This window comes from Acetobacter lovaniensis, from assembly GCF_014207635.1.
In the GTDB taxonomy this organism is placed as follows: Bacteria; Pseudomonadota; Alphaproteobacteria; order Acetobacterales; family Acetobacteraceae; genus Acetobacter; species Acetobacter lovaniensis.
In genome coordinates, this window is the sequence record NZ_JACHIE010000003.1 from 15,389 (window position 1) to 40,969 (window position 25,581).

Below are 25,581 nucleotides of genomic sequence, written 5' to 3' on the forward strand. Positions count from 1 at the left end.
AAAAGCTGGCTCTTTTATCATCAGGGAGCCAGCTTTTGCTTTTGCAGTTCAGGGTACCTGCTTTGGTGTTTCATCCAGCCGCATGACAATATGCCCCATTTTGGGGTGCTCCACTTCCAGCCTGACAACCGACATGCCTATGTTGGGAATGTTCTCAAACCAGACCCGACCAATCTGAGGCTGCCTGAGTTTGCTGAACTGCCCATTGGCCGTAAATCCCTTGACCTGCTGCAAAACAAAATTGCAGGTCACGGAGTCGTTCCCCCACGCATGGGATGCGCTGGAAGGTGGGCGCTCCACCCCCGTGTTACGCAGGCTCAGCACGCTCAGGCGCAGGCCATCAAAGAGCTTCTGGGGGGATTCGTCACAACGATTATGGGTTTGCATCTGATGCACCAGCCCAACCAGCAGGGCGACAATATCCTGCGCGCCTGCCCGTTCTTCGGGAGTGACCTTTTCCCGGGTGCCTATGGGGGGCTCCTGCACCGTAATCTGCGGCACACCCGCCTGATACGTCATATGCAGGTGACTCTGTTCATGATTATAGGTGCCTGCACTGTCATACTGTGCGGGTTCGGCCTGCCCGTTGGCCAGAAACTGGCCAGAGCCCTGCATACGCATATCGGTCTGTACGAAAAGACCAAAAAAACCCGCAGTCTGAACCTGTGCAATGCCGCTATAGGCATTGATCCCCAGCCTGTAGCCAACATTGGCAGTTAACACATGCAGACCATGCATATTGATCAGGTACCGGGCTGTGGTCTGCACAACGCCTCCCTCCGCACGGGCCTGCGGCCCAGCGGGACAGAAGGTCAGCGGCAGCATGGCAAGGACCATGCCCACGGCAATACCGCGTATAGGACCGCGGCACATGTTTTTCCGGTTCATTATTCCAGCCCGCATAGCCGCAAGATACATGTCCTGTTCCATTCCGCCCGCAGGCAAGCCCTCATTCCGCGCGATAACCAAGCCGGAAGGAAACAGCCTCTGCCAGACGGGAGGCAACCCCCCCCAGACGCGCAACGCTGTACCGCCCCAGTTCCGCCTGCGGCAAGCTGATCCCGATTCCGGCCAGTGCACGCCCTGAATGGTCTTTGACAGCCGCGCCAAAGCACCACAGTCCGTCATGCACCTGCTCATCATCCACCGCATAGCCACGATCCTTGATTTCGGCAATTTCGCGCACCAGCGTTGTCACCGAGCATATGCCATTGGGCGTCAGGGGCTGGGGCCATGTTGTAACAGGGTGCAGGGCCAGCCATTCCCGGAAGGAGGCATCATCCATACCAGCCAGCATGGCATTGCCTGTGGCCGTAAATATGGCAGGCAGGCGCATCCCCACCCTGAAGGACGCCCCCAGTACGGTCGCGCTGTTACGGCAGGCCACATACACAACCTCGGCCCCCTCCAGCATGGTGAGGGTAACGGTAAAGGCCTCCAGATCCGAGCGAGTCTCCAGCACGTGGTAGAACTCACTCACCAGATCCCGCTTTTCCGTAACGTCGCCTGCCCAATCAAGCAGACGTGTTCCCAGCCGGTACCCCTGCGTGACTGTTTTTTCCAGCAGCCCCAACTCCTGCATAACCGCCAGCAGACCATGGGCCGTGCTGCGCGGTAAATCGAGCTGGCGGGCCACATCTGCCGCCAGAGGCGGTTTGGCTGCATCCTTGACCATATCAAGTATACGAACGGCCCTGCGTAGCGCGGGAACCGTATCCTGCGATTTGGACATGTTATTCTTATTTTCCATGTTGACAGGAGAGGCTCATATCTTCATATTCCACATACGGGATCGAGTTCAACATAATGAACAACAAAAAGCAGAACACGATCTTGCCGCGCACAAGATGTGGTGGAAGTCTGGCACAAGAACCCGGAACAGGGCAGCAGGCTTCCACCCACTACTTGCAGACAGCATAACATCTCGCTCCTTCTCTTGTGGTGCGCTACACAGGATGCCTTACCTGCCACAAAAGCAGCAAAAGGGCAGCACCTTGGCAACAAGCATTTACGATTTTACCTTACCCGCACTTGATGGCAGCAGCATTGATCTGAGTGCCTACAAGGGCCAACCCATCCTGATTGTGAACACCGCCTCCAAATGTGGGTTTACCCCGCAATATGAAGGATTGCAGGCTTTATGGACCCAGTTCCACAAAGCCGGACTGGTGGTGATTGGCGTTCCCAGCAACGACTTTGGTCAGCAGGAACCCGGCACATCGGAAGACATCGCAACATTCTGCCAGAAGAACTACGGCGTAGCTTTCCCCATGGCAGCGCGCAGCGTTGTCAAAGGCCAGAACGCCATACCGCTGTTTAAATGGCTGGATACAGAGCTGGGCTTTCTCGCACGCCCCAGGTGGAATTTCTTCAAATACCTGATCGGGCGTAACGGCCAGCCTGTTGCGTGGTTTTCCTCCATAACGCAGCCGACCTCTGCCCGCGTGCGCAATGCGGTCGAACGCGCTTTGCTACCTGCGGAATAACCCCTGCAAACATAAAAAAAGCGGCATTCCCCTTAACACAGAGGAATGCCGCCTTATGCAGTCTGCCTTCTAGCGCGTAACAAGCTTGCCATCGCGCAGGGTTATAACCCGGTCCATGCGCGGCAGAAGTTCCTCATTATGGGTTGCAACCAGTGCGGCCAGACCGCGCTTGCGCACGGCTTCCAGCAGTTCGGTAAACACCGCGTCTGCCGTATGCACGTCCAGGTTGCCAGTGGGTTCATCCGCCAGCAGCAGGGAGGGGGCATTAGCCAGCGCACGCGCAATAGCCACACGCTGCTGCTCCCCACCAGAAAGCTTGCCCGGCAGATGGTCCACCCTGTGGGCAAGGCCAAGCATCTCCAGCAGGCGCTCAGCTTCCTTCCGGGCTACCCGCTTGGGCACACCTGCGATCATTTGCGGCAGAACCACATTTTCCCGCGCGGTAAATTCCCCCAGCAGGTGGTGGAACTGGTACACAAACCCGATTTCATCCCGCCGCAGGGCTGTACGCCCGGCATCGGCCATGGTGCTGGTCGATTGACCACGAATAATAATGTCCCCCGCATCTGGCGTATCCAGCAGACCTGCCAGATGCAAAAGCGTGGACTTACCCGTGCCCGATGGCGCAACCAGCGCCACGATTTCCCCCGCATTGAGGATAAAATCCGCCCCCTGCAAAATGGGCAGCACGTCATGCTCCCCGCTGCGATAGGTTTTTTGAACGCCCTTAAGGCGAAGCACGGCAGTATCATTCATGACGTAGCGCCTCGACCGGGTCTGTTCTGGCTGCGCGCCAGGCTGGATACAATGTTGCCAGAAGCGAAAGCAGGAGCGCCATGCCAATCACCTCGCCAACCTGCCCCCATTCCAGCTTGGCTGGCAGGTGTTCAAGGTAATACACCTCCGGGTTAAACAGGTTTGTGCCCGTCAGGCTTTGCAGCAGCTGCCTGATGCGCTCAATATTCATGCAGAACACAATGCCCAGCGCCGTACCCGCCACCGTGCCGGTAACACCCACCGATGCCCCACACATCAGAAAAATACGCATAATGGCGCCACGGCTGGCCCCAATCGTGCGCAGCACGGCAATATCAGCCGTTTTGTCCTTGACCATCATAATCAGGGAGGAAATGACATTGAACGCCGCCACAACAATAATCAGGGTCAGGATCAGGAACATCACATTCTGTTCCACCTGCACCGCTCCGAACAATGCGTTATTGGCCGTTGTCCAGTCCAGCACCCGCAAACCCGGATCATCCACAGCCCTGACAATGGCCAGAGTAACCGGGCGCACATGCTGCGCATCCTTTGTGGCGACCTGAATCTGCGTCACCTTGCCCGGCATCTGAAAATATACCTGAGCGGCGTGCATGGGCAGGAACACAACGCTGGAATTATAGTCATTCACCCCGGCGTCAAAAATCGCGCTCACACGGTATGAGCGCACACGCGGGACCGTGCCAAAAGCGGTGGCCGCCCCTTCGGGCGAAACCAGCGTCAGGCGCGAACCAATAGACAGCCCTGCCCGCTCGGCCATGGTTACGCCGACAACAATGGAGTCATCCCCCTGACCAAACTGGTCCAGAGACCCCGCAACAAGAGAGGAACTGACCGCCGTAAGGTCGTGCAGGCCCTGTGCCGTAATGCCGTGCACCACACCACCAGCACTGTAAGACCCGGCACTGAGCAGCACCTGCCCTTCTATAATGGGTGTGGCACTCAGCACATCGGGAACAGAGCGGACTTCCTGCGCCACATCCTCATACTGGGAGATGGTGCGCCCTGCGCCATAAATGGTCAGGTCCCCGTTCAGGCCCAGAATACGGCCCATAAGATCCGCCTGAAAACCGTTCATCACCGCCATGACAATGATCAGCGTTGCAACGCCTAGCGCAATACCAACCAGAGAAAATATGGCGATAATGGAAACAAACCGCTCCCCACGCCGCGCGCGGAGATAACGGCCAGCCACCGCACGCTCGAAGGGACCGAACATGGTGATCAGCCCGCCAGAACCAGAGCCAGCGCTTCATCCACGCTCAGCTCCTGCCGTTCCCCCGTGGCGCGACGCTTGAGTTCCACCCGGCCTTCCTTGGCACCACGAGGGCCAACCACGATCTGCCATGGATGGCCCATCAGATCGGCATCGGCAAATTTTACGCCAGCCCGTTCGGACCGGTCATCATACAGGAATGCTTCTGGCGCTTTCGCGTAAATCTGCTCGCACATCTCATCACACAGCGCATCACCGGACTTCAGGTTCAGGATAGCAGCACGGAAAGGGGCTACGGAATCGGGCCAGATAATGCCGTTTTCGTCGTGGCAGGCTTCAATAATAGCCCCGGCAAGGCGGGAGACACCAATGCCGTAGGACCCCATTTCGGGGAAGAACTGCGCACCATCGGCACCGCTAACACTCACCCCCATGGATTCCGTGTATTTGGTACCAAAGTAGAAAATATGACCAACCTCAACACCGCGGCCTTCACGCTTCTGGGCGTCGGGCACAGCGTCCCATGCCGCAATATCATGCATTTCATCCGTAGCGGCATAAGGCGTGGTCACACGGTTGAAGAAGGCTTCCAGCGCTTCGGGGCTGCTGGTGTCCACGGGTTCGTCCAGCCAGTCCTGATCTTCCAGTGCGGCATCATAAAACACCCCACTTTCCCCTGTTGGGGCGAGAATAAGGAATTCGTGGCTCAGCTCCCCACCGATTGGCCCCGTATCGGCCCGCATGGGAACAGCGCGCACGCCCAGACGCTGGAAGGTGCGCAGGTAAGCCAGCATCATGCGTCGGTAGGTGGCTACGGCAGATGCGTAATCCACATCAAAGCTGTAGGCGTCCTTCATCAGAAATTCACGGCCACGCATCACGCCAAAGCGGGGGCGCATTTCATCACGGAACTTCCACTGGATGTGGTACAGAACCTGCGGCAGGTCCTTATAGGATTTTACTGACTGACCAAACAGGTCTGTCACCATTTCCTCATTGGTTGGCCCGTACAGCAGTTCGCGCTTGTGGCGGTCCTGAATACGCAGCATTTCCGGCCCGTACGCATCATAACGACCGGAGCGGCGCCACAGGTCTGCGGACTGCAAGGTGGGCATAAGCACTTCCTGCGCATCCACCCGGTCCTGCTCTTCGCGCACAATCTGACTGATGTTGCGCAGCACCTTAAGCCCGGCTGGCAGCCAGGCATAAATGCCCGAAGCCGTCTGGCGGATCAGCCCCGCACGCAGCATGAGCCTGTGAGAGACGATCTGCGCCTCTGCCGGATTTTCCTTGAGGGTGGGAAGAAAGCTGCGCGAAAGACGCATGTGCATTCAGCCTTGTATGGGGCGTGCCTCCGGCAAAAAAAGAGGCCTGCCTGTGTTATCTGTTATCAAGCTGTAAAACAGCCCTGAACGAAAGAAAACCCGGCAGGACCGGGCTTTCTTGTTCGTCGGTATATAAAACGCCTTATACGCGCAGCACGTGCACATCCACCAGCGGGCGCTTTTGCAGCTTGCGGCCAAGAGCGCGACGCAGGGCGGTTTTGGCGGCCTCGCGGAAGGCTCCGTCCTCACTGCGCAGTTCATCGGGGATCACGTCCAGCGCGTTGGCGAATTCCTCACGCACACGCACACTTTCCAGATCATCCGGGTCCAGCAGGCCGGGCGCACTCACCTTGGGATCGCCAATCACAAAGCCTTCGTCATCCACAGCAAAGCTGCCAATGACAATGCCGTTGAACAGCATTTTGCGGCGGGCTGCCAGCACGCCACCATTCATGGGCAGCAGGCGGTTGCCGTCCAGTGCAAGGCGGCCTGTGGGGGCGGTATCCACCACTTCCAGCTTGCCCGGAGAAAGACGCAGAATATCCCCGTCCTCCAGCAGAATGGGAGTAATGCCCATTTCCTGTGCCAGAGCGGCCTGTGCGGTCAGATGCCGCCATTCGCCATGAACCGGCACCACATGCTGGGGCTTGAGCAGTTCGTACATCTTCTGCACGTCACCACCCGTGGCATGGCCCGAAACATGCACAAAATGCTCACGGTCGGTAATGACCTTAACGCCACGCTTTGCCAGATTATCCTGCACCGCCATGATCGCCCGTTCATTACCCGGAATCATGCGGCTGGAATAAATGACCGTATCCCCTTCCCCGAGGGAAATATTGGGATGCACGTCCATGGAAATACGTGAAAGAGCCGAACGCGGCTCACCCTGACTGCCCGTGATGATCATGAGTAGCTGGTCATCAGGCACATCGTTCACGTCCTGCTCGCTCAGGAACGGCAGAACACCAGATAGATAACCGCACTCACGCGCAGCCGTATCCAGATTACGCAGCGAACGCCCGACCAGTACAACCGTGCGGCCCGCAGCCTGCGCGGCCATGGCAATGGTTTCCACCCGCGCCACGTTGGAGGCAAAGCAGGTCACGGCAATGCGCCCCTTAAGGCTTGCCACCAGTTCGGTCATGCTCACGCGCACTTCGGACTCGGAGCGCGAGGGACCGGGCTTCATCACGTTCGTGCTGTCGCACACCAGTGCAAGAACACCCTCCTCACCAATTTCGGCAAGGCGGTTCAGGTCTGTTGCGGGGCCAACCAGCGGTTCGGGGTCAAACTTCCAGTCCCCTGTATGAACCACAATCCCTGCCGGAGTGCGCAGGACCATGGACTGGGCTTCAGGCACGGAATGCGTAACCGGCACGAACTCGATGTCAAACGGTCCCACATTAAAGCGCGCACCGGGCATGATCACGCGGATCGGCACATCCATCAGGCGGGCTTCGGCCAGCTTGCGGCGCAGTACGGCACTTGCAAACGGAGTGACGTAAACAGGGCATTGCAGCATGGGCCACACGTGCGCCACGGCACCAATATGGTCCTCGTGCGCATGGGTAATGACCAGCCCGGCCAGCTTGTTCCGGCGCTCTACGATAAAAACGGGGTCGGGCACCAGAATTTCCGCTTCGGGGGTGTCATTCCCGCTAAAGCCAATGCCACAGTCAATCGCCAACCATGTATCGCCCTGACGATACAGGTTGAGGTTCATGCCAATCTCACCCGTTCCGCCCAAGGGCAGAAAGGCCAGATCGCCGTTCTGTTCAGTCATATTATCCGATTATCCTTCAGCCAAAAAATCTCGTTCTACTGTCAGTTTTGGCAGGGGGTTCCGCCCCGCCAGCAAGCGCAACCCGTTAAGGGTCAGCATTGAATCCACATGGTCAAAGACCGTTGTCCCTTCCGAGAAGAGCGGAGCCAGACCGCCTGTTGCGAGCACCTTCATGGAAGGCCCCACTTCACGGCGGATCCTCTCAACGATCCCCTCGATCAATCCTACATACCCCCAGAACACGCCTGAGCGCATGGCTGCAACTGTATTCCGCCCAATGGCGGATTCCCCTACGGGGCGACCAATACCAATACGGGGAAGTCTTGCCGCAGCCTGATGCAATGCCTCGACCGACAGATTGATGCCGGGCGCAATAACACCGCCACAATAACTTCCCTCCTGATCCACCACATCAAACGTGGTGGCCGTTCCAAAATCTATAACCGTCAACGGACCCCCATAGGTGTAATGGGCGGCAAGACCGTTGAGCAGACGGTCCACCCCGACTTCATCGGGGTTATCCATCTTGATGGCAAACCCCCAGTCCAGCCGGGCAGAGGCCAGCAATGGCTCTACAGCAAACCACTGGCGGCATAAAGTGCGCAAATGATACAGGGCCGCAGGCACCACCGTACCTATAACAGCCCCTTCAATATCATCAGACGTCAGGCCCTGCGTTTTCAGCAGCGCTTGCAGCCACACCCCATATTCATCCGAAGTCCGCTGGGGCTGCATGGTAATCCGCCACACACCACGCCATTTTTCGCCGTCGTGTACAGCAAATACAACATTGGTATTCCCTGCATCAATGACAAGTAGCACTCCTATGCGCCCTTTTCCATAAGCAGAATATCCCCTGTTGCGATGGTCTTCATGCCACCTTCCGTGTCCAGCAGCAGGCGGCCATCTGGTGCCAGACCTGCAAAGAGCCCCTTCTCATAAGTAGTCCCGCCCTGGACGACAAGGGGGGTCCCCACAGGATGCGCCCTTTCCAGCCAGGCTGCGCGAATGCTGGCAAAGCCTTTCTGCCGCCATTGCTCAGACCAGAACGTAAGCCCGTCCAGCACATGCCGGGCCACAACCTCCCCATCCGGGACTGGACCACATTGCGCAAGACAGGCCACCGTGCGCTCCAGCGCACGCGGATCAGGAGCCGAAACAAGATTGGCCCCAAAGCCGACAAGAACGTAAGCCCCCTCCCGCTCGATGAGGATACCCCCCATCTTGCACCCGTCCAGCAGAATATCGTTCGGCCATTTGATCATGAGGTGGGGCTGGGCCGCAGGCTGGGCACGCAAAAGCCCATCATAAAACCCGAGGGATGCCACAAAAGGCCAGCCTCCCAGCGCTTCCGGCCCGGCCTGCGTACCGTCCAGCACAACACTGAGTGCTAGCCCCTGCCCACCATCCAGCCATGTACGGCCACGGCTACCCCGGCCTTTGGTCTGCCGCCGGGCCAAAACTGCAAGCCCGGCTACAGGGTCGCCCGAACGGCAGGCGTTCAGGCAATAATCGGAGGTCGATGGCAACTCATCAAAACAGGTGAGCCGCCAGAAATCACCCTGCCCGCTCATCCAGCCAGAGCAAGTGCGGCCTGATGCGCCACAGACATGATTGGCCCAAGCACAACAGCAAAAACAACAGTTGCAACACCCATCCCGCCCGAAACAAACAGAAGGCTGGGTGCGGGGCGGTCCAGCGCATGGGCTGGCGCATCAAAATACATAACTTTTACAACCCGCAGATAATAATAGGCTCCGACAATGCTGGACAATGCGCCAATGCACACCAGCACGTAAAGGCCGGATTGCCACGCTGCTGCAAAAACCATGAACTTGCCAAAAAAGCCAGCCAGAGGCGGCGCGCCGACCATGCTGAACATGAACACGGCCAGAGCAAGCGCCATAGCCGGGTCCGAGCGCCCAAGGCCCGCCAGATCCGCAATGGAGTTTACTTCCCGCCCGTTGCGGCGCATGGCCGTAATGCCTGCAAAAACACCAGCATTCATAACAAAATAGGCGGCCAGATAAATAAGCGTGGCCTGCGTACCGGCTGTGGAAGCCGCTGCCAGCCCCATCATGGCATAGCCCATGTGCCCGATGGAGGAATAAGCCATGAGCCGCTTGATATTGGTCTGCGGAATAGCCGCAAAAGCCCCGTAAACCATGGACAGGATAGAGACCGCTTCCACCAGTATCTGCCAGCGAGGAGCAACAGAGCCAAACGGCCCGGCCATAACGCGCAGGAACAGGGCAAAGGCTGCAAACTTAGGGGCCCCGGCCATATATGCCGTAACGGGTGTTGGCGCACCCTGATACACATCGGGCGTCCACATATGGAACGGCACGGCAGAAAGCTTGAAGCACAGGCCGACAACAATAAAGACAATACCCACGACCAGCCCCATGGGCGGCATGGCTGCGGCCCGGACCGCATCCACCAGTCCGGCATATTCCATGGTGCCCGCATACCCATACACGAGCGAGATGCCATACAGCAGCAGGCCCGACGCCAGGGAACCGAGGATAAAATACTTCATCCCCGCTTCGGACGAGAGAACATTATCCCGTTCCAGGGCACACAGGATGTAAATGGACAGCGATGAGAGTTCCAGCCCGACAAACAGTGTCATCAAATTAGCTGAGGATGCCATAAGCATGGCCCCCAGCGTGGAAAACAGCATGAGCACCGGGGTTTCAAACGGCAGGGGCCGCCGGTCGGCAGTACGGTAGCTTACGCTCAGCGCCACGGCCACAAAGCCGCCTGCCAGAATAAGCACCTTCATGAACCGGGCAAAGCCATCATTCACAAAGGTTCCTGCATACCCCGCCCCCGAAGGAGACAGCACAACCAGAAAACCACAGACCAAAAAGGCTGCCAGACTGAGTATGGCGGCGGGGAAAAACCCTTCCCCTTTCCGCTGGAGCACACCGGCTACCAGAATGACAATACCCGACAGGGCAAGCACAATTTCAGGCAGGGCTACGGTCCAGTTGAACACTGTCACACTCATCGCTGCGCACTCCGCAGAGGATAGGAAGAGGATTGGGTCGGAATGGCGTTGGTCATGCTAAATCACCCGCACAGCGCAACTGTCAGCAGCACCACAAGTCCTGCCAGCATGGTAAAGGCATAAATGGCGATGGAACCGCTCTGGAGCCGGACCGCCTGCAACGCGCCATCCCGTGTGGCACGCACAATATCAAGCGGCAGACCTTCCACGACCCCTTCATCCGCACCTTTCCACAGCACACGGGCCAGTGCTGCATATGGGCGCACGAAAATCCTGTCGTACAGTTCGTCAAAATACCATTTATTGAGCAGGAACCGATAAATCGGCCCAAAGCTCCGGGCCAGTGTGGCCGGCACATGCGGTGCGCTCACATACAGCACAAACGCCAGCGCAATACCCGCAAGCCCTGCAAGGCTGGGGAGCAGCGCAATAAGCGCAGGCACGTGCTCGAACGCCTCCATAATGTGGTTGGCAGGCGCGTTCACAATCGCCCCGTTCCAGAACGCACTCTGATGCGCGCCAATATAGAACGGTGCCAGCGCCACACCGGCCACAACCGCACCAATAGACAGCACCAGCAGCGGCACGGTCATAACCGCCGGACTTTCATGCGCATGATCACGGGCATGCTCATCATGCGGTTTGCCATGAAAGACCAGAAACAGAAGCCGCCAGCTGTAAAACGCGGTCAGGAACGCAGTAATGCTACCCATGGCCCATGCGTAATGGCTGTAGGAGGCATCGGACGCCCAGAGCGCGTTGAGAATGGCATCCTTGGACCAGTACCCGGCAAACGGATAAACCCCGGCCAGCGCCAGACTGCCCAGCCACATGACCACGTAAGTAACAGGCAGTTTTTTCCACAGACCGCCCATGCGGAACATGTTCTGCTCATCATGCATGGCATGAATGACCGAACCAGCGGCAAGGAACAGAAGCGCTTTAAAGAACGCATGCGTGGTCAGGTGGAATACCGCCGCCTGATACGCCCCCACCCCAACGGCCGCAAACATGTAGCCAAGCTGCGAGCAGGTAGAATAGGCGATGGTCCGCTTAATGTCAGGCTGCACCATGCCAACGGTTGCGGCAAAAAAGCAGGTTGTTGCCCCGATCAGAATAACAAAGGTGCGCGTACCCGGCGCAAACTCCAGCAACGGCGACATACGCGCCATAAGGAACACACCCGCCGTAACCATGGTCGCCGCATGAATCAGGGCGGAAACAGGTGTGGGGCCTTCCATGGCGTCGGGCAACCATGTGTGCAGGAACAACTGGGCCGACTTGCCCATAGCCCCAACAAACAGCAGGAAGCAGATGACTTCCAGCATCCGGAAGGAAACGCCACAGAGTGTGTAAGGGGTGTCAAGCACCGCAGGCACGGCAGCAAAAATGGTATCGTACTGCACCGAGTGGAACAGAACGTAAATCAGACCAATGCCAACAATAAAGAACAGGTCCGCCACACGGTTGACCACAAAGGCCTTGATGGCGGCAGCCGTAGCGGCCGGGCGATCGTACCAGTAGCCAATCAGCAGGTAACTGGCCAAGCCAACACCTTCCCAGCCAAAGAAAAGCTGGATCAGGTCATTGGAAGAGACCAGCATGAGCATGGCAAAGGTGAAGAGCGAAAGATAGGAGAAAAACCGATAGGTCGGCATGCTCTCATGGCTCATGTAGCCAATGCTGTAGCAATGCACGAGCAGCGAGACTACAAGCACCATAGCGGTCATGGTCACGGAGAGTGTATCAAACCGCAGGGTCCATGTTGCATCAAAACCCCCGGCATGCACCCACTGCGCCAGCGGGACAGCAGCGTGGGGAAATCCCCCAAGCCATGCCGCGCACAGCGCACCCACACTACACAGGGCAGCAACCGCCATACAGGCAATGGTTACAAGCTTGGCGAGGGTATCCCCCATAAAGCGGCCACCAAGGCCCGCCACAACCGCCCCCGCCAGAGGCGTTAACACGGCAACGGAAAACAGAGTGAGTTCTGTTTGCATAACGCTGCTCATCCCTTCATCATCGTCACGTCTTCGACCTGGATGGAGCCGCGGTTACGGAAGTAAACCGTAACAATAGCCAGACCAATGGCGGCTTCGGCCGCGGCAATGGTCAGCACGAACAGCACCATGACCTGCCCCGACAGGTCCCCATGAGCCGAGGAAAACGCAACCAGATTGAGGTTTGCGGAAAGCAGGATCAGTTCCATGGACATGAGCAGAACAATAATGTTCTTGCGGTTCAGAAAAATCCCGAACACCCCCAGAACCAGAAGGGCCGCACTGACAAACAGGTAAGGCCCCAGCCCTACAGACGCGATTGCCGTATTCATGCGCCTTTCTCCTCAGTTTCCGTCTTTTCCGGCTCACCCGCGCCATAGGAGCCGGGAACCGCAATTTCGTAATAGGAGCCTTTGGGTCGCAGGAAACCTCCCTGCTCAAACACGTTTTCGCCAAGTGGCAGATTAACAAGCTCCAGCGTTTCTTCACGTGTGCGTGCATGCTGGCGGCCAATATTCTGGCGGCGGCCTGTAGCCGTCTCACGCAGGGTCAGCACAATGGCGCCAATCATGGCGACCAGCAGAACCAGCCCGCAGGCCTGAAACAGCAGCACATAATGCGTGTAAATAACCGTGCCCAAGGCTGCGGTATTGGTTAGCCCCGGCTGCACGGCCAAAGGTGCGACCACACCCGCAGGGGCCATGCGCCAGTTGCTGAAGGCCATGACCAGTTCGGCCAGCAGCACACCCCCAATGCACAACCCCAGAGGAGCATAACGCTGGAACCCTTCACGTAGGCGGCTGAAATCTATGTCCAGCATCATCACCACAAACAGGAAGAGAACCGCCACCGCCCCCACGTAGACAATGACCAGCAGCATGGCCAGAAACTCGGCACCAGCGACCAGAAACAGCCCCGCCGCGTTAAAGAAGCCGAGGATCAGGAACAAAACTGCATGAACCGGGTTGCGTGCGCTGATGACCATGGAGGCCGAAAGCAGCAATACCGCCGCAAAAACGTAAAAAACGAGCTGTGCCATCATTGGCCAACCTCCTGCCCTGGCGTGGTCTGCATCTGCTCAACGATACGGTGCATCGAGTTCCAGCCTCCGTGCGAGCAGGGATTCCCAGCGGTCCCCATTCGCTAACAGCTTGCCCTTGTCGTACATCAGCTCTTCACGGGTTTCCGTGGCGAACTCATAGTTCGGGCCTTCAACAATCGCATCCACCGGGCAGGCTTCTTCACACAGGCCGCAGTAGATGCATTTTGTCATGTCAATATCGTAGCGCGTGGTCCGGCGGGAGCCATCATCACGCTGTTCGGCTTCAATAGTAATGGCCTCTGCCGGGCATGTGGCTTCGCACAGTTTGCAGGCAATGCAGCGCTCCTCCCCATTGGGGTAGCGCCGCAAGGCATGCTCACCCCGGAAACGGTGGGACAGGGGCCCTTTTTCATACGGGTAGTTCAGCGTGACTTTGGGCTGGAACATCATACGGAAGGTGGAGACCATGCCCGCGGCCAGTTCCTTGAGCAGAAAAGACCGCAATGTGGTGCCAAGAACGCTCATGAGTTTACCCCTCCCATGTGAGGCAGCAGGCCTGTTGCCATAAGGAACCCGGCCGTGCCGATCATCCACAGCAGCGAGAAAGGCAGGAACACCTTCCACCCCAGCCGCATAAGCTGGTCGTAGCGATAGCGCGGGAACGTGGCGCGCACCCAGATAAAGACAAACAGGCAGAACAGGATTTTAAAGATCAGCCAGAGCGGGCCGGGTATCCATGTCAGCGGTGCAATGCCCAGAGGCGGCAGCCAGCCACCAAGGAACAGAATGCTGACCATGGAGGACATGAGGATCATGTTCGCGTATTCGCCCAGAAAGAACAGGCCAAAGGCGAGCGACGAATATTCCACAAAAAAGCCCGCAACCAGTTCACTCTCCCCTTCGGGCAGGTCGAACGGTGCTCGGTTGGTTTCCGCCAGAGCAGAAATAAAGAACACGATAAACATGGGAAACATGGGCACGCAGAACCAGATGTGCCGTTGCGCCAGCACAATATCGTTCAGGTTCAGGCTCCCCACCGCCAGCAGGACAGACACAATCACCAGCCCGATGGACACCTCGTAAGAAACCATCTGCGCGGCAGAGCGTAAGCCCCCCAGGAACGCATAGCGCGAGTTGGAGGCCCACCCCGCAATAAGCATGCCGTAAACCCCAAGGGAGGACATGGCGAGCAGGTAAAGGATACCCACATTGATGTTGGCAACCGCCAGCCCGTTCCCTGTCGGAATAACCGCCCAGGCTGCCATGGCGAGTGAAAAGGTCAGGAAAGGGGCAAACAGGAACAGCACACGGTTGGCCCCTGCAGGAATAACCGTTTCCTTCACAATCATCTTGATCGCATCGGCAAAGGCCTGCAACAGACCAAAGGCACCGTTCACGTTTGGCCCCCGGCGGCGCTGCATGGCGGCCATAACCTTGCGCTCCATCAGCGTAAGGTAGGCAACACCAATCAGCAACGGCACCAGTACCGCCAGTGTTTCCAGCAGCATCAGCAGGATCTGGCCCACAAGGGTTTGGTAGAAAAAATATGCCATTGCCCTTACTCCGCTGCAACCGCAGGCGCCACGCCATAAACCTTTGAACACTCAGCCATGGTCTGGCTGGCGCGGCTTATGACGTTGGTCTGGTAATAATCCTGAATAACAGGGCGGAACGGAGCTGGCATAAGTTCACCCGCCTGCCCGCTGGCTGGCGCGGCCTGTCCACCCGTTGTGCCCGCCAGACGCTGCGCACTGCCCCCGTTCATGGCAAAAACCGGGTTGACCTGCGCCATATGCGCCCGCAACTGTTCCAGCGTGTCGTAAGGCAGGGTGTGGCCCAGCACTTCGGAAAAAGCCCGAATAATCCGCCAGTCTTCCCGCGCTTCTCCCGGAGCAAACACGGCGCGGAAAGCACGTTGCACACGCCCTGCCATGTTGACATATGTGCCCGGTTTTTCGGTATAGGCTGCGCCGGGGAGTATAATATCCGCCCGTTGTGCGGCGGCGTCCCCGTGGTGCCCCAGATACACGACAAATGTTTCCGGCGGGATGCGATCAAGCTGCACATCATCCGCACCCAGCAGCCACAAAATTTCCACCCCACCACGGAGCATGCTGGCGGCATCGCATCCCTGCGGGCCGGGCAGGAACCCAAGATCCAGCGCCCCAACGCGGGACGCCGCCGTGTGCAGAATGTTCAGCCCCTGCCATTCAGGCGTTACGGCACCACAGGCATGAGCCAGTTCGCGGCAGGCGGCATAAATTGCTGGGGCATCACGCCGGGTCAGGGCAGAGTGGCCGACAATAATCATGGGGTTTTTGGCGTTTTGCAGAACTTCGGCAAACGCATTCTTCCCGCTTAGAATATCCGCCAGCACATCCGGCCCGTTCCCCAGAACGGTCACGTCATATGTCATGTCCGCCGAGGGCGTGCCGATCATACCAATGGGAAAACCACCCCGGCCAGCATCCACAAAGCGTTTGCGAATACGCGCATTCAGCACCGGGGCTTCATGCCGGGGCATGGTGCCAACAAGCAACAATGCATCGGCCTGATCTATCCCGCTGATGTCACTGTTAAACAGGTAGCCCGCACGCGCGCTGGTATCGTACCAGGCACCATCCTGCCTGCAATCCAGATTGGAAGAGCCAAGGCTCTGCAAAAGATCTTTTATGGCACACAGGCTTTCCGCATCACACAGATCACCAGCTATGGCGCCGATCCTGTCACCCGGAACACCATCAAACCGGCGCGCAAGGGCTATGAGTGCATCTTTCCATGAAACAGAAGAAATTTTCCCATGAACCCGCACCCACGGCCTGTCCAGCCGTTTGCGCTTGAGGCCATCGATGGAAAAACGGCCTTTATCAGACAGCCATTCTTCGTTCACATCATCATTTACACGCGGGACAATCCGCATGACTTCTCCGCCACGGGCCTGCACCTGAATATTGGTGCCCAGCGCATCCATGACATCAATACTGTCAGTCTTCTTGTATTCCCATGAGCGGGCATGAAAAGCCGAAGGCTTGGCTGTGAGCGCCCCAACCGGGCAGACATCAATCAGGTTCCCCGAGAGTTCGGAAGTCAGGGCTTTTTCCACATATGTGGTGATTTCGGCATTTTCCCCGCGTGAGACCAGACCCAGTTCGGGAGTGCCTGCAACTTCGGTGCTAAAACGCACACACCGCGTGCACTGGATGCAACGGGTCATAACCGTTTTAACCAGCGGCCCCAGATCCTTGTCCGTTACGGCGCGCTTATCTTCCTTATAGCGCGAAACACCAGAGCCATAACCGTAAGCCTGATCCTGTAGATCACACTCCCCACCCTGATCACAGATCGGGCAGTCAAGCGGGTGGTTGATCAGCAGAAATTCCATAACGGCCCGGCGGGCGCGACGCACCACTTCGGTGTCCGTAAAAATCTGCATGCCATCCGCAACGGGGAACCCGCAGGACGCAACAGGTTTGGGCGCTCGCGCCACCTCCACCAGACACATACGGCAGTTACCCGCAACAGACAGGCGCTCGTGGTAGCAGAACCGCGGGATTTCCTTGCCTGCGGCCTCACAGGCCTGCAACGCACTGGAACCGGGAGGCACATCTACTGGCGTACCATCAACAATTACCCTGACCATTGCCGTTACTCCACTGCTGCCGGAACGCCACCGGCGGGAACCTGCACCAGCCCGGTACTGCCATATGCGGCTTTGTACTGGCGGATCCGTTCTTCCATTTCCGGGCGAAAATGCCGGATCAGACCCTGTATGGGCCATGCTGCGGCATCGCCGAGCGCACAGATCGTATGCCCTTCAACCTGCCGTGTGACCTGCTCCAGCAGATCAATTTCTTCAATATCCGCACGCCCCTGCACCATCCGGTCCATCATGCGCATCATCCAGCCCGTGCCTTCGCGGCAGGGAGTGCACTGACCACAGCTTTCGTGTTTGAAAAACTTTGAGAACCTTGCAATGGCTTTTATAATATCGGTCGATCTGTCCATAACAATCATACAGGCCGTACCTAGGCCGGAATGCTCGGCACGCAGGCTGTCGTAATCCATCAGAACGGTTTCACAGACCGATTTGGGCAGCAGCGGCACAGAACAGCCACCGGGAATAACCGCCAGAAGGTTATCCCACCCCCCACGCACACCGCCGCCGTGCTTCTCTATGATGTCCTTGAGCGGCACACCCAGTTCTTCCTCAAACACGCAAGGTGTATTAACGTGGCCGGAAATGGCCATGAGCTTGGAACCCGCGTTATTCGGGCGTCCAAGCCCGGCAAACCAGGCTGCCCCACGCCGCATGATGGTGGACGTAACCGCAATGCTTTCCACATTATTAACCGTGGTCGGGCAACCATAAAGCCCTACCCCTGCGGGGAATGGCGGCTTCATGCGGGGCTGGCCTTTTTTGCCTTCCAGACTTTCCAGCAAGGCGGTTTCTTCACCACAGATATAGGCACCTGCCCCTCTGTGGATACGGAAATCAAAATCCCAGCCGCTGCCTGCTGCATTTTTACCAAGCAGCCCTGCGGCATAGGCTTCATCAATAGCGGCCTGCAGACGCTCGGCCTCGCGGCAGAACTCCCCACGGATGTAAATGTAGGACGCATGCGCCCCCATCGCAAAAGATGCGATCAGAGCACTTTCGATCAGCTTATGCGGCTCATGGCGCATAACCTCCCGGTCCTTGCAGGTGCCGGGTTCGGATTCATCTCCATTGATAACCAGATAATGCGGCCGCCCGTCGGACTGCTTGGGCATGAACGACCATTTTAACCCGGTGGGAAAACCCGCCCCACCGCGGCCACGCAGGCCAGAGGCCTTCATTTCCGCAATAATGGCGTCCCGGCCTTTGGCAAGAATATCTGCCGTGTTAGCCCAGTCACCCCGCTTGCGGGCTGCCTCCAGCCGCCAGTCATTCTGCCCGTAAAGATTGGTGAAGATCCGGTCCTTGTCAGCCAGCATGGCCGTCTCTCCTATTCCTGATCCGCCGTAGAGGATGATAGCAACGTTTTGCGCCCACCCTCGGGGGCCGAAACATTACGGTCGATCATGGGGCCGGGCGTGGGTCTGCGCCCGGCCCGCAACTCGGCTATGACCTTCGCCGTGCGTTCGGCGTTCATATCTTCATAAAAATCATCATCAACCTGCAGAATTGGCGCGTTGGCGCAGGCACCAAGGCATTCCACTTCTGTCATGGTAAACAGGCCATCTGCACTGGTTTCTCCAAAATGCTGGATACCTGTCGCTTTCTGGCAGGCTTCCACCACATCATCAGAGCCACGCAGCCAGCACGGTGTGGTGGTGCAGACCTGCAAATGGTAACGCCCGATGGGACGCGTGTTGAACATGGTGTAAAAAGACGCCACTTCGTAAACCCGCATGGCCGCCATACCCAGACGCTGGGCAATAACATCCATGGCCACCACGGGCACCCAAGCACTCCCGGTTACCCGCCCCATCTGCCGCTGCGCAATATAGAGCAGGGGCATAACAGCACTTGCCTTGCGCTCCTCCGGATATTTGCTGAGAACACCAGCAATTTCCGCTTCTGATGCAGAATCGAATACAAAGCTGTCCGGCTGTTCTGCCGGTGTCCAGGCTGTGCTCATCGATCAACTTCCCCAAACACAAGATCAAGCGACCCGATAATGGCCACCATGTCAGCCAGCATACCGCGGCGTGAGAGTTCATCTATGGCCTGCAGATGCGCAAAACCCGTTGGCCGGATTTTGCACCGATACGGCCGGTTGCTGCCATCAGCCACCAGATAGACCCCAAACTCCCCTTTGGGGCTTTCCACCGCCGTGTAGGTGGAGCCTGCAGGCACATGGTAGCCTTCGCTGAACAGCTTGAAGTGATGGATCAGGGCCTCCATGGAGCGCTTCATGTCCGCTCTGGGGGGCGGGCTGAACTTGGGGTCCTGTATTTTAATGTCACCCGGCTGCATCTGGCTCAGGCATTGCTCGATAATCTTGACGCTTTCACGCATTTCAGCAACGCGCACCAGATAGCGGTCGTACGAATCACCCTGCCGGGTCACGGGCACATTAAAGTCCACCTTATGGTAGTTGTCATAAGGCTGGTTGCGCCTGAGGTCCCACGGCACGCCAGATGCACGCAGGCACGGACCACTAAACCCCCAGGCCAGAGCCTGCTCGGTTGTAAAAACGCCAATGCCAACCGTGCGCTGTTTCCATATCCGGTTTTCGGTCAGCAGGCCTTCCAGTTCATCAATCCAGGCGGGAAACTCCTTGGCCCACACCCCGATCCGGTCTTCCAGACTTGCCGGAATATCCCGCGCAACACCGCCGGGACGAAAGTAATTGGCATGGAAGCGCGCGCCGGATGCGGCTTCGTAAAACTCCAGAAGTTTCTCGCGCTCTTCATATCCCCACAAGGCCGGGGTTACCGCACCGCAGTCCAGCCCCATCGCGGTCAGATTGAGAATATGGTTTAAAATACGGGTAATTTCCGCAAACATGACGCGCAGCCACTTGGCGCGTTCTGGAATATCAATTCCCAGCAGTTTTTCCGTGGCCAGAGCAAATGCCTGCTCCTCGCACATGGGGGAGACGTAATCCAGACGGTCAAAATACGGCAGGGCTTTTTGATACGTCTTGTATTCAATCAGCTTTTCCGTGCCCCGGTGCAAAAGGCCGATATGCGGCACGGCGCGGGCAACAAGCTCCCCTTCCATTTCCAGCACCAGACGCAACACGCCATGAGCTGACGGATGCTGGGGGCCAAAATTGAGAGCGTGGGAGTCAATCTCGACAACCTTCTTCTCAATTTCCAAAGCTTTATCATCTGGCAAAAGGCTTTGAGGAATATCTTCGCGCAGGATCGTCTGCGCAAACGTGAGAGATTCGGTGTTATCCTGTTTTGTCATCAGGAGGACCTCTTCATACCCTGCCGGACTTCGTGCGCTTTTTCATCTCCCGGCAGGGTCAGCATGCCTTCCCACGGAGAAACAAAATCGAAATCACGGAAATCCTGCGTTAACGAAACAGGCTCTTTAACAACCTGCCTGCGCTCCGCGTCATAACGGACCTCTTCATACCCGGTCAGCGGGAAGTCCTTGCGAAGCGGATGCCCCTCAAACCCGTTATCGGTCAGAATACGGCGCAGATCGGGCTGGCCGGAAAACAGCACGCCAAACAGGTCGTAGCACTCACGCTCCCACCATGTTGCACATGGCCAGAGATGATGCACCGATGGCACCGCCGCGTATTCATCTGTGCAGACCACAACCCGGATACGACGGTTATAGGTAACTGACAGCAGGTTATAGACCACCTCGAACCGCTGGGCACGCGCAGGAAAATCCACACCGCACAGGTCCATCAACTGTTCGAACCTATAGCGCGGATCATCACGCAAAAGGGTAAGGAACGGCACCAGATGCTCACACGTCGTGTGCACCACCAGCTCGCCCTTTTCCACCGCCGCGTAGGACACATGGGGCTGGGAGGCAAGGAACGTAAACGCCAGAGAGGACAACTGCCCTTCCAGCCGGGCCTGTCTTGGATTTACTGAAATATCAGCCACGGAGAATTGTCCCTGTCCGACGAATTTTTTTCTGGAGCAGCATAATGCCGTAAATGAGCGCCTCGGCCGTTGGCGGGCAGCCCGGCACATACACATCCACGGGAACAATGCGGTCACACCCACGCACAACGGAGTAGGAGTAATGGTAATACCCCCCGCCATTGGCGCATGACCCCATGGAAATAACCCAGCGCGGCTCGGCCATCTGCTCATACAGGCGACGCAATACTGGGGCCATTTTGTTGGTGAGTGTGCCTGCTACAATCATCACATCCGACTGACGGGGCGACCCGCGTGGAATAATACCCATGCGGTCCAGGTCATAACGCGGCATATACGCGTGGATCATTTCCACCGCGCAGCACGCAAGCCCGAAGGACATGGGCCACAGACTGCCCGTGCGCCCCCAGTTAACCAGCTTATCCAGACTTGCAACCACAAAGCCCTTTTCAGCCAGAACACCGGTAATGCCGCGCACCACCGCATCCTGCTCAGGCCCCGGCGGCAAAGCCTCCCTGTTCCACATAATGGCGTTTTCGTCGTGATGTGTGGTCATGCTGGCGTCCTCTCTCAATCCCAGTCCAGCGCGCCTTTGCGCCATTCATACAAAAAGCCGATCCCCAGCACGGCCAGAAAACCAAGCATGGACAAAAAGCCAAACAGCCCGATCCGCCCCAGACTGATCGCCCAGGGGAACAGAAATGCGACTTCCAGATCGAAAATAATGAACAGAATGGCCACCAGATAAAACCGCACATCAAAGCGGCGTCTGGTGTCATCAAAAGGACCAAACCCGCACTCATACGCCGTGAGCTTCTCAGGATATGGTTTTTGGTGCCCGCTCAACAGGGCCATACCGAGCATTGCGGCCGCGATAACAACCGATACGCAACCAAAAATCAGAACCGGGGCATAATCGCCTAGAACAGACTGCATGGAAAATTCCCGCACGCATGAAAGGCTTGTAATAAGCCGTTTGATGCAGTCACCCTAGACCCGCAAAATGCTGACGGCCATGCACGAACGCGTATGGTCGCGGCCACTTTGTTGTGAATAAAATGATTTGGCGAAAAAAAAGGCTCCCTGCCCGGAGGAGGAAGCCACGAGCAGAATAAATCATTCTGCTCCACAACACACAGTGTTAGAAATGGTGGGCGATGACGGGATCGAACCGCCGACCCTCTCGGTGTAAACGAGATGCTCTACCGCTAAGCTAATCGCCCGCGCCCTATGTGTCATAAAACAAAACGGCCGACAACCTCTTTTTTAAAGAAATTGTCGGCCGGTCTGAATTAAAATCCGAAGGGGGGATTATTTGCTAACCGCGTCCTTCAGTGCCTTGCCCGGCTTGAAGCGGACAGAGGTAGAAGCCGGAATGTCGATTTCCTCGCCGGTACGGGGGTTACGGCCTTTGGCAGCCTTGCGGGTTGCGGTCACAAACGTGCCAAAGCCCACCAGACGCACTTCCTGCTTTGTGGACAGAGCTTTTTCAATCGCACCGAATACGGCGTCGACCACTTCTCCGGCCTTAGCCTTCGGCAGGTCAACGGCCTCTGCTACTGCTGAGACGAGCTCCTGCTTGTTAAGCGGCTTCTCCATCTTACGCCTTTCACTTTCTTTCAATTCATAGGAGCGGCGGGCGGGTTTCGTCCGCCTCTCCGCTGCCTGAACGCACTATGAAGCCGTTTTTTCCTACGTCAACCAAGCAAACGTAAACTTCGCTCTTCTCGTGCATTTTGGTTAATGCGGCAGCACCGGAACAACCGCCTGAGCACCATTGGCGGGCACGGGTTCGGGCACCTCTTCCCAGTGAATCGGCTGAGGCTGGCTGACCAGTGCACGGGCTAAAACTTCGTCCACATGCGAAACGGGTACAATTTCCAGATTCTTCTTCACGCTGTCAGGAATTTCCGCCAGATCCTTCTCGTTTTCCTGCGGAATAAACACCGTACGAATACCCGAACGAACAGCAGCCAGAAGCTTTTCCTTCAGCCCTCCGATAGCCAGAACACGCCCTCTGAGTGTTATTTCACCCGTCATGGCAACGTCACGACGGACGGGAATACCGGTCAAAACACTTACCAGAGATGTCACCATGGCAACCCCGGCGGAAGGACCGTCCTTAGGAGTCGCACCCTCGGGCACATGCACATGAAAACTGCGCTTGTCGAAGATCGTTGGCACGATTCCAAAACTGGCCGCCCGACTCCGCACAAAAGAGAACGCCGCAGAGATGCTCTCCTTCATGACGTCGCCCAGCTTGCCAGTTTCGACAATGCCACCCTTGCCCGGCACCATAACGCTCTCAATGGTCAGGATTTCCCCGCCCACTTCGGTCCAGGCCAGACCGGTTACAACACCGACCATGTCCTCCGCTTCGGTCTCACCGTAGCGGAAGCGCTGCACGCCTGCGTATTTTTCCAGATTACGCGCCGTAACCGCGACCTTTTTGGCCTTACCGGTCACAATCTCCTTCACCGCCTTGCGGGCAAGCTTGGCCAGCTCACGCTCAAGGTTACGCACACCGGCCTCACGCGTGTAATACCGGATAACGTCACGCAGAGCATCCTCACTGATCGACCATTCACCCGGCTTGAGGTTATGCGCCTCAACCTGCTTGCTGATGAGGTGGCGCTTGGCAATCTCGACCTTTTCATCCTCCGTGTAACCGGAGAGGCGAATGACCTCCATACGGTCCAGCAGCGGCTGGGGCATATCCAGACTGTTGGCCGTTGTCACGAACATGACATCGGACAGGTCGTAATCGACCTCCAGATAATGGTCAGCAAACGTGCCGTTCTGTTCAGGGTCCAGCACTTCCAGCAGGGCCGATGCCGGGTCACCCCGCCAGTCGGACCCCAGCTTGTCGATTTCATCGAGCAGGAAGAGCGGGTTGGACACCTTCGCCTTTTTCATACCCTGAATGATCTTGCCGGGCATGGAGCCGATATAGGTGCGGCGGTGCCCACGAATTTCGGCTTCATCCCGCACGCCCCCCAGAGACATGCGCACATAATGCCGCCCCGTTGCCTTGGCGATGGAACGCGCGAGGGAAGTCTTGCCCACACCCGGAGGCCCGACAAGGCACAGAATCGGGCCCTTGAGTTTCTGCGCACGGCTCTGAACCGCCAGATACTCCAGAATGCGTTCCTTGACTTTTTCCAGCCCGTAATGATCGGCGTCCAGAACTTCCTCTGCCTCAACCAGATCATGACGCACTTTGGTCCGCTTTTTCCACGGAATGCTCAAAATCCAGTCAAGGTAGTTCCGCACAACCCCGGACTCGGCGGACATCATGCTCATGCCGCGCAGCTTCTTCAGCTCGCTCAGAGCTTTTTCGCGCGCTTCCTTGGAGAGCTTGGTCTTGGCGATCCGCTCTTCAATTTCGGCCGTTTCGTCCTTGCCGTCCTCACCTTCGCCGAGTTCTTTCTGAATGGCCTTGAGCTGCTCGTTCAGATAGTACTCGCGCTGTGTCTTTTCCATCTGGCGTTTGACACGGTTGCGGATTTTCTTTTCCACCTGAAGCACATCTATTTCTGCTTCAATGTGGCCGAAAACCTTTTCAAGCTGCCCCTGCACGGTGGGGGCCTCCAGAATTTCCTGCTTTTCTGAAATCTTGAGCGAGAGGTGACTCGTCACCGTATCTGCAAGCTTGGACAGATCATTGATCTGGTTAAGCGAGACCAGAACCTCGGACGCAATTTTCTTGTTGAGCTTCATATACTGCTCAAACTGCGACACGATGGAGCGGCCCAGAGCCTCGGCTTCCGGCCCAATAGCCGCCTCGGCTGGCATTTCCTCAATATCGGCTTCGAAGTGGCCATTGACCTCATGCAGCGCCTTGACGCGCACACGGCGAACCCCTTCAACCAGCACCTTGACCGTGCCGTCGGGTAGCTTGAGCAGTTGCAGGATCGTAGACAACGTACCAACCCGATAAATATCATCAGGCGTGGGGTCATCCTGTGCTGCGTCTTTCTGGGCGACCAGCAGAATGTGCCGGTCGTCTTTTGTAACCGAGTCCAGAGCCCGTACAGATTTTTCCCGCCCGACAAACAGCGGAACAATCATGTGGGGGAAAACCACAATATCGCGCAGCGGCAGAACAGCCACATGGGCACACTTGGTGTGGGTTTCCGTAACAGTTGCGTCAACCGCAGGAACAGACTGTTCGGACACGGCCGAAACTGCCTGATCGTTCTTGCGCCTGCGTCGTGGTGCCGGTTTTTCGTTATCAGCCATCGTCATGACCTCCCGATAAGGACGATCGGTGCGGGGCACCCGCCAAGCGGCATACCCCTGCACTGAAGAAGGTACCCCCGAAAGGGGACACCCCCGTGTTTCTCTTATGTTGTTATGCCCACAACCCG

The 25,581-nt window shown here is 57.3% G+C and carries 24 protein-coding genes and 1 tRNA gene; 1 reads left to right on the forward strand and 24 read right to left on the reverse strand.

Translation table 11 applies throughout. The features are described 5' to 3' along the window. Window positions 1–48: 48 nt before the first annotated feature. Both HNR55_RS04895 and HNR55_RS04900 read right to left on the reverse strand, forming a co-directional pair. Window positions 49–873, reverse strand: coding sequence for a DUF3108 domain-containing protein (locus HNR55_RS04895; protein WP_166112206.1), 825 nt, complete (start codon window positions 871–873; stop codon window positions 49–51). 76 nt (window positions 874–949) lie between these two features. After that, window positions 950–1,732, reverse strand: coding sequence for an IclR family transcriptional regulator (locus HNR55_RS04900; protein WP_166112209.1), 783 nt, complete (start codon window positions 1,730–1,732; stop codon window positions 950–952). A gap of 223 nt (window positions 1,733–1,955) precedes the next feature. Between HNR55_RS04900 and HNR55_RS04905 the strand changes: the two genes are divergently transcribed. Then, window positions 1,956–2,486 carry a glutathione peroxidase gene (locus tag HNR55_RS04905; protein WP_166112212.1) on the forward strand — a complete coding sequence of 177 codons (531 nt, stop codon included), beginning with the start codon at window positions 1,956–1,958 and terminating at the stop codon, window positions 2,484–2,486. 69 nt (window positions 2,487–2,555) lie between these two features. On the opposite strand, the gene HNR55_RS04910 is transcribed toward HNR55_RS04905, so the two are convergent. The 22 genes from HNR55_RS04910 to lon form a co-directional block, all read right to left on the reverse strand. After that, entirely contained in the window at window positions 2,556–3,242 is a 687-nt protein-coding gene (locus tag HNR55_RS04910; protein WP_166112215.1) for an ABC transporter ATP-binding protein, read from the reverse strand. After that, the gene (locus HNR55_RS04915) at window positions 3,235–4,485 is read right to left on the reverse strand and encodes a lipoprotein-releasing ABC transporter permease subunit (RefSeq protein WP_166112218.1); all 1,251 of its coding nucleotides are present in this window, start codon (window positions 4,483–4,485) and stop codon (window positions 3,235–3,237) included. Before HNR55_RS04915 ends, HNR55_RS04910 begins: the two co-directional genes overlap by 8 nt. A 5-nt stretch (window positions 4,486–4,490) precedes the next feature. After that, a complete protein-coding gene (gene proS / locus HNR55_RS04920) occupies window positions 4,491–5,807 on the reverse strand; it encodes a proline--tRNA ligase (protein ID WP_166112221.1) in 1,317 nt (438 codons plus the stop codon). Between the two features lie 142 nt (window positions 5,808–5,949). After that, window positions 5,950–7,593: a ribonuclease J gene (locus HNR55_RS04925; RefSeq protein ID WP_166112224.1), complete on the reverse strand. Its 1,644-nt coding sequence runs from the start codon at window positions 7,591–7,593 to the stop codon at window positions 5,950–5,952. Window positions 7,594–7,602: 9 nt separating this feature from the next. Continuing rightward, window positions 7,603–8,415 carry a type III pantothenate kinase gene (locus HNR55_RS04930; protein WP_086645420.1) on the reverse strand — a complete coding sequence of 271 codons (813 nt, stop codon included), beginning with the start codon at window positions 8,413–8,415 and terminating at the stop codon, window positions 7,603–7,605. A 2-nt stretch (window positions 8,416–8,417) separates the two neighbouring features. Then, window positions 8,418–9,167: a biotin--[acetyl-CoA-carboxylase] ligase gene (locus HNR55_RS04935; RefSeq protein ID WP_166112227.1), complete on the reverse strand. Its 750-nt coding sequence runs from the start codon at window positions 9,165–9,167 to the stop codon at window positions 8,418–8,420. Next, window positions 9,164–10,606 (reverse strand): NADH-quinone oxidoreductase subunit NuoN, encoded by a 1,443-nt coding sequence (nuoN, locus tag HNR55_RS04940; RefSeq protein WP_166112231.1) that lies wholly within the window; start codon window positions 10,604–10,606, stop codon window positions 9,164–9,166. Before nuoN ends, HNR55_RS04935 begins: the two co-directional genes overlap by 4 nt. A 62-nt stretch (window positions 10,607–10,668) precedes the next feature. Further along, entirely contained in the window at window positions 10,669–12,609 is a 1,941-nt protein-coding gene (gene nuoL / locus HNR55_RS04945; RefSeq protein ID WP_166112234.1) for an NADH-quinone oxidoreductase subunit L, read from the reverse strand. A gap of 8 nt (window positions 12,610–12,617) precedes the next feature. Continuing rightward, on the reverse strand, window positions 12,618–12,941 hold the full coding sequence (gene nuoK / locus HNR55_RS04950; protein ID WP_179290120.1) for an NADH-quinone oxidoreductase subunit NuoK: 324 nt from the start codon (window positions 12,939–12,941) through the stop codon (window positions 12,618–12,620). After that, entirely contained in the window at window positions 12,938–13,651 is a 714-nt protein-coding gene (locus HNR55_RS04955) for an NADH-quinone oxidoreductase subunit J (RefSeq protein WP_086645423.1), read from the reverse strand. Before HNR55_RS04955 ends, nuoK begins: the two co-directional genes overlap by 4 nt. A gap of 36 nt (window positions 13,652–13,687) precedes the next feature. Then, complete coding sequence (nuoI, locus tag HNR55_RS04960) at window positions 13,688–14,176, reverse strand: NADH-quinone oxidoreductase subunit NuoI (RefSeq protein WP_166112237.1); 489 nt, start codon at window positions 14,174–14,176, stop codon at window positions 13,688–13,690. Next, a complete protein-coding gene (gene nuoH, locus HNR55_RS04965) occupies window positions 14,173–15,204 on the reverse strand; it encodes an NADH-quinone oxidoreductase subunit NuoH (protein ID WP_166112240.1) in 1,032 nt (343 codons plus the stop codon). Before nuoH ends, nuoI begins: the two co-directional genes overlap by 4 nt. Window positions 15,205–15,209: 5 nt before the next feature. Continuing rightward, window positions 15,210–17,291, reverse strand: coding sequence for an NADH-quinone oxidoreductase subunit NuoG (nuoG, locus tag HNR55_RS04970; protein WP_166112243.1), 2,082 nt, complete (start codon window positions 17,289–17,291; stop codon window positions 15,210–15,212). Window positions 17,292–17,296: 5 nt separating this feature from the next. Continuing rightward, on the reverse strand, window positions 17,297–18,625 hold the full coding sequence (gene nuoF / locus HNR55_RS04975; protein ID WP_166112246.1) for an NADH-quinone oxidoreductase subunit NuoF: 1,329 nt from the start codon (window positions 18,623–18,625) through the stop codon (window positions 17,297–17,299). A gap of 11 nt (window positions 18,626–18,636) precedes the next feature. Continuing rightward, window positions 18,637–19,272 (reverse strand): complex I 24 kDa subunit family protein, encoded by a 636-nt coding sequence (locus tag HNR55_RS04980; RefSeq protein WP_166112249.1) that lies wholly within the window; start codon window positions 19,270–19,272, stop codon window positions 18,637–18,639. Continuing rightward, a complete protein-coding gene (locus tag HNR55_RS04985; RefSeq protein ID WP_166112252.1) occupies window positions 19,269–20,552 on the reverse strand; it encodes an NADH-quinone oxidoreductase subunit D in 1,284 nt (427 codons plus the stop codon). Before HNR55_RS04985 ends, HNR55_RS04980 begins: the two co-directional genes overlap by 4 nt. After that, window positions 20,552–21,211 (reverse strand): NADH-quinone oxidoreductase subunit C, encoded by a 660-nt coding sequence (locus tag HNR55_RS04990; RefSeq protein ID WP_166112255.1) that lies wholly within the window; start codon window positions 21,209–21,211, stop codon window positions 20,552–20,554. Before HNR55_RS04990 ends, HNR55_RS04985 begins: the two co-directional genes overlap by 1 nt. Continuing rightward, window positions 21,204–21,767 (reverse strand): NuoB/complex I 20 kDa subunit family protein, encoded by a 564-nt coding sequence (locus tag HNR55_RS04995; protein ID WP_025826157.1) that lies wholly within the window; start codon window positions 21,765–21,767, stop codon window positions 21,204–21,206. Before HNR55_RS04995 ends, HNR55_RS04990 begins: the two co-directional genes overlap by 8 nt. Before the next feature lie 14 nt (window positions 21,768–21,781). Further along, window positions 21,782–22,147, reverse strand: coding sequence for an NADH-quinone oxidoreductase subunit A (locus HNR55_RS05000; RefSeq protein WP_166112258.1), 366 nt, complete (start codon window positions 22,145–22,147; stop codon window positions 21,782–21,784). A 212-nt stretch (window positions 22,148–22,359) separates the two neighbouring features. After that, window positions 22,360–22,434 (reverse strand) — tRNA-Val (locus HNR55_RS05005). A gap of 88 nt (window positions 22,435–22,522) precedes the next feature. Continuing rightward, window positions 22,523–22,810, reverse strand: a complete 288-nt coding sequence (locus HNR55_RS05010) for an HU family DNA-binding protein (RefSeq protein ID WP_086637932.1) — start codon at window positions 22,808–22,810, stop codon at window positions 22,523–22,525. A gap of 141 nt (window positions 22,811–22,951) precedes the next feature. Further along, entirely contained in the window at window positions 22,952–25,453 is a 2,502-nt protein-coding gene (gene lon, locus HNR55_RS05015) for an endopeptidase La (RefSeq protein WP_166112261.1), read from the reverse strand. Between the last annotated feature and the right edge of the window lie 128 nt (window positions 25,454–25,581).

What these genes read in the sequence shown, in the direction of transcription:
- HNR55_RS04895 (WP_166112206.1), bottom strand. Translation starts at nt 873, where the DNA reads ATGTGCCGCGGTCCTATACGCGGTATTGCCGTGGGCATGGTCCTTGCC.
- HNR55_RS04900 (WP_166112209.1), bottom strand. Translation starts at nt 1,732, where the DNA reads ATGTCCAAATCGCAGGATACGGTTCCCGCGCTACGCAGGGCCGTTCGT.
- HNR55_RS04905 (WP_166112212.1), top strand. Translation starts at nt 1,956, where the DNA reads ATGCCTTACCTGCCACAAAAGCAGCAAAAGGGCAGCACCTTGGCAACA.
- HNR55_RS04910 (WP_166112215.1), bottom strand. Translation starts at nt 3,242, where the DNA reads ATGAATGATACTGCCGTGCTTCGCCTTAAGGGCGTTCAAAAAACCTAT.
- HNR55_RS04915 (WP_166112218.1), bottom strand. Translation starts at nt 4,485, where the DNA reads ATGTTCGGTCCCTTCGAGCGTGCGGTGGCTGGCCGTTATCTCCGCGCG.
- proS (WP_166112221.1), bottom strand. Translation starts at nt 5,807, where the DNA reads ATGCGTCTTTCGCGCAGCTTTCTTCCCACCCTCAAGGAAAATCCGGCA.
- HNR55_RS04925 (WP_166112224.1), bottom strand. Translation starts at nt 7,593, where the DNA reads ATGACTGAACAGAACGGCGATCTGGCCTTTCTGCCCTTGGGCGGAACG.
- HNR55_RS04935 (WP_166112227.1), bottom strand. Translation starts at nt 9,167, where the DNA reads ATGAGCGGGCAGGGTGATTTCTGGCGGCTCACCTGTTTTGATGAGTTG.
- nuoN (WP_166112231.1), bottom strand. Translation starts at nt 10,606, where the DNA reads ATGAGTGTGACAGTGTTCAACTGGACCGTAGCCCTGCCTGAAATTGTG.
- nuoL (WP_166112234.1), bottom strand. Translation starts at nt 12,609, where the DNA reads ATGCAAACAGAACTCACTCTGTTTTCCGTTGCCGTGTTAACGCCTCTG.
- nuoK (WP_179290120.1), bottom strand. Translation starts at nt 12,941, where the DNA reads ATGAATACGGCAATCGCGTCTGTAGGGCTGGGGCCTTACCTGTTTGTC.
- HNR55_RS04955 (WP_086645423.1), bottom strand. Translation starts at nt 13,651, where the DNA reads ATGATGGCACAGCTCGTTTTTTACGTTTTTGCGGCGGTATTGCTGCTT.
- nuoI (WP_166112237.1), bottom strand. Translation starts at nt 14,176, where the DNA reads ATGAGCGTTCTTGGCACCACATTGCGGTCTTTTCTGCTCAAGGAACTG.
- nuoH (WP_166112240.1), bottom strand. Translation starts at nt 15,204, where the DNA reads ATGGCATATTTTTTCTACCAAACCCTTGTGGGCCAGATCCTGCTGATG.
- nuoG (WP_166112243.1), bottom strand. Translation starts at nt 17,291, where the DNA reads ATGGTCAGGGTAATTGTTGATGGTACGCCAGTAGATGTGCCTCCCGGT.
- nuoF (WP_166112246.1), bottom strand. Translation starts at nt 18,625, where the DNA reads ATGCTGGCTGACAAGGACCGGATCTTCACCAATCTTTACGGGCAGAAT.
- HNR55_RS04980 (WP_166112249.1), bottom strand. Translation starts at nt 19,272, where the DNA reads ATGAGCACAGCCTGGACACCGGCAGAACAGCCGGACAGCTTTGTATTC.
- HNR55_RS04985 (WP_166112252.1), bottom strand. Translation starts at nt 20,552, where the DNA reads ATGACAAAACAGGATAACACCGAATCTCTCACGTTTGCGCAGACGATC.
- HNR55_RS04995 (WP_025826157.1), bottom strand. Translation starts at nt 21,767, where the DNA reads ATGACCACACATCACGACGAAAACGCCATTATGTGGAACAGGGAGGCT.
- HNR55_RS05000 (WP_166112258.1), bottom strand. Translation starts at nt 22,147, where the DNA reads ATGCAGTCTGTTCTAGGCGATTATGCCCCGGTTCTGATTTTTGGTTGC.
- HNR55_RS05010 (WP_086637932.1), bottom strand. Translation starts at nt 22,810, where the DNA reads ATGGAGAAGCCGCTTAACAAGCAGGAGCTCGTCTCAGCAGTAGCAGAG.
- lon (WP_166112261.1), bottom strand. Translation starts at nt 25,453, where the DNA reads ATGGCTGATAACGAAAAACCGGCACCACGACGCAGGCGCAAGAACGAT.